Origin of the sequence: Rhodococcus aetherivorans, assembly GCF_011058165.1 — a bacterium.
Classification (GTDB): Bacteria; Actinomycetota; Actinomycetes; order Mycobacteriales; family Mycobacteriaceae; genus Rhodococcus; species Rhodococcus aetherivorans.
The window spans coordinates 1-2,993 of sequence record NZ_JAALEG010000177.1 but is presented as its reverse complement, the minus strand read 5'-3'; the positions used below and the strand labels follow the sequence as shown (position 1 = coordinate 2,993).

Here is a 2,993-nt window from a genome sequence, read left to right as displayed (position 1 = left end):
CATTATGCGGGTGATCCTGTCAAGGTTTCGTGTCAGGAGGCAGACTGGTCGAGTCGGGTGAGCAGTCCGTCGAAGATCTTCTGCCGGCCGAGTTGGCCCTTGTCGGCGGCGTCGTCGCGCTGCGCCTGCAGGGTGGGACGGAACTCGATGGTGGTCTGGAAGAACGTGCAGGATTCGCAGATGGATTCGAAGTGACAGTCGAGACCCACCGGTCGGGCGCAGTAGCCGTTGCCGAGCATCCGCCGGTGCATTTCGGAACGTAGCTTGCGCATCTCGGCGCCCTCGTCGTCGGCGGGCAGTTCGCGGGGTGCGTCGTAGAGCGCCTCGACCTTCTCGGAGACGGCGAAGTACTCGTCGGCGACGGTGCGGTCGGCAATTTTGGCGTACACCATGGTCATTCGCATCGAGCGATGCCCGAGTAGGGCGGCGATTGCCTCGAGTGACATGCCCCGGTTGATGGCCTGAGTCGCGAGGGTATGTCGTAGTTGGTGGGGAGTGACGTGCCCGATGCCCGCCGTCGCGGCTACCGTCGCGAGCGCCCGGTCCACCCGATTCTTGGTGATCCGGCGTCCACGTTCGAGGAAGAGATAGTCGCTGCGCAGACCGGCCGGGCGCTTGTCGAGCCAGTCGTCGAGCATCTCTTTCAGCTGTGGGTGCAACGGAATGTATCGGTCGGTGCGCAGTTTCCCGACCGGCACGTGCAGCCAGTAGGCGGAGCCGATCTGCACGACGGCGTCGACGGTGAGGTCGAGGAACTCGCCCTTGCGCAGCCCGGTCCGGGCCAGGAACTCGATGGCGAGCCGGGTGAACGGATCGGGGTCGGCGCGGGCGGCCTGCAGCAGCTTGGCCGCCCTGCCGTCGTCGAGGAAACGGGGCAGCGGCTCGTCGCGGCGGGGCAGGTCTCCGGCGAACACGAGTACTCCGGTGGGGGTGTCCTCGCCGTCCCACTCAGTGAGGCGTTCGAAACAGGTACGCAGGGTGCCAACGTGTTCGGCGAGAGTGGTCTTGGACAGCCGGTCACCGCGGGCCGACGGCCGGTCGGTCAGGTGCAGTTTGTAGGCCTCGATATGGCGGCGGCGCAGGTCGGCGACGCAGCCGACCTCGGGCGCCTCGCGGGTCAACCACCCCGCGAACCCCCGCAGCACCCCCTCGACACCGACGATGGTGGCCGGGCGCAACGACGGTCGCATCTGCTCGACATAGCCCAGCAACGTCGCGGCCAGTCGAGGCGGTGCCGCAGCCCAGGTGGCGGCGCGGCTCGCGGCCTGGTTCGGGTGCGTCTTGCGCGGCGGCACGTCGAGCACACCGGCGTGGAACAGGGTGGCCTCGGCACCGAACAGGGCGGTGGTCAGCGCCCGGACGCCGTGCGCGTCGGGCCGGTGCCGACGGATCGCGGCGATCATCTGCTCCCGTCCGGCGTCCACGTCGGCCTTGCTCAGCCGATCCTGCGCCACCCCTGCCAGCGTCGCCACCTTCGTCACCGCCGACCACTGCAGCACCGTGGCGCGGCGGTCGAAGCCGAGCTCGGCGGCGGTCTCGGTGAACCGTCGATGAAACGAGGCATGGTGGCGCGCAGCAACTTCGCCGAGGTAGGGCCGGCCCAGCACCAGATAGTCCGCGGTCGGGGTCAGCCGACCGGTGACCATCAGCCAGCCGACCACGCGGCGGTCCTTGAGCGAGGTGGCGCACTGCTCGGCGAGCGTGAGCGCGGACCAACCGTCGGCGCCCACTCGGGACAGGAACGACCGAGCCGGTGAGGTGACCGGATGCTCGGCGAACATCCCGGCGGCGAGAAGGTCGGCGCGGTAGGCGGCAACCAGTTCCTCGACCTCGCCTCGGTGCGGTGAGCGGGTCATTCGGTCACCCCCACGTCCGTCGGGTTCATCTGGGCGTCAATCGAAGCCGCTGCACGCAGGTACTCACCGGCCAGCCAGTCGTTGGCCAGATGCAGATAGATGCGGGTGGACTCGATCGAGGCATGCCCGGCCTGAGCCTGGATCGCCTCCAGCGCCATCCCGGCCTCCCGCAGCCGGGTGAAGCAGGTGTGCCGCAGCTGGTGGCACGTCAGCCGGGCCAGACCGGCGCGGTTCCGGGTGCCGGCGAGGATCTCATCGAGTCCTGCCGCGGAGAGCGGGCCGCCGCGGCGCGGTCCCTTGAGCACGACGAACACCCGGTCGGTTGTCGAGATGCGCGGCCGTTCATCGTCCAGATAGTCACCCAGGGCGACGAAAAAGCGCGACGAGACGGGAACGATTCGCTGCCGCCCGCCCTTGCCGTCGGCGATGAACAGTCGGCGTTCGCCGGCGTTGACGTCGCCGAGTCGCAGCCCGAGCACCTCGCAGCGACGTAGACCACCGAGCAGCATCGCCTGCACCATCGCGGTGTCGCGGCGGGTCCGCAACGCCGTCAAGACCGCGTCCACCTCGTGCGGGCCGAGCACCCGTGGCAACCTCCGCGGGGTCCGCACCAGCGGCACCCCACCACGCCCGCGGCGTCCCGGCTGTCGGCTGGACAGGCCACGCGGGACGGGGTTGCGCACCACCCCGGCATCGCCACGAGCGGTCAGGTAGGCGAAAAGACCTGAGACAGTAGATAACCGGCGGGCGATCGTGCGTGCTGCGAGTCCGCTCTCACCGTCCTCGAGCCGGACTACCCGCTCCCCGAGTCGCGGCGCCCGCTGTTGCTCGAGGAACGCAAACACGTCCGCGGTGGTGACCTGCGCCGGTTCCTTGGTCACGACGGTGAAGAACACCTTCAGGTCGTAGGCGGTGGCCAGCCACGTGTTCAACCTGGCCCGGGCGCCGACGAAAGCGAGGTAGTCGTCGAGCTGCGGATGCCCGAGGGTGAGCGCTCGAATCTCCACACCGTGCATCGAACGGACCAGGCAGGGCACGAACGTCATGCGGGCTCCTCCGGTGGGATGGCAATCAGGCCTACACGCGATCCTCGTCGAGTCCTCGAGATCGCACAGTGATTACCCGCATATCAAACAC

The 2,993-nt window shown here is 68.7% G+C and carries 2 protein-coding genes; both read right to left on the bottom strand.

The window, feature by feature from the left end:
- Positions 1–32 precede the first annotated feature (32 nt).
- Complete coding sequence (locus G6039_RS29925) at positions 33–1,856, bottom strand: tyrosine-type recombinase/integrase (RefSeq protein WP_043797110.1); 1,824 nt, start codon at positions 1,854–1,856, stop codon at positions 33–35.
- Positions 1,853–2,902: a tyrosine-type recombinase/integrase gene (locus G6039_RS29920; RefSeq protein ID WP_043797108.1), complete on the bottom strand. Its 1,050-nt coding sequence runs from the start codon at positions 2,900–2,902 to the stop codon at positions 1,853–1,855. Before G6039_RS29920 ends, G6039_RS29925 begins: the two co-directional genes overlap by 4 nt.
- Positions 2,903–2,993: the final 91 nt, after the last annotated feature.

What these genes read in the sequence shown, in the direction of transcription:
- G6039_RS29920 (WP_043797108.1), bottom strand. Translation starts at nt 2,902, where the DNA reads ATGACGTTCGTGCCCTGCCTGGTCCGTTCGATGCACGGTGTGGAGATT.
- G6039_RS29925 (WP_043797110.1), bottom strand. Translation starts at nt 1,856, where the DNA reads ATGACCCGCTCACCGCACCGAGGCGAGGTCGAGGAACTGGTTGCCGCC.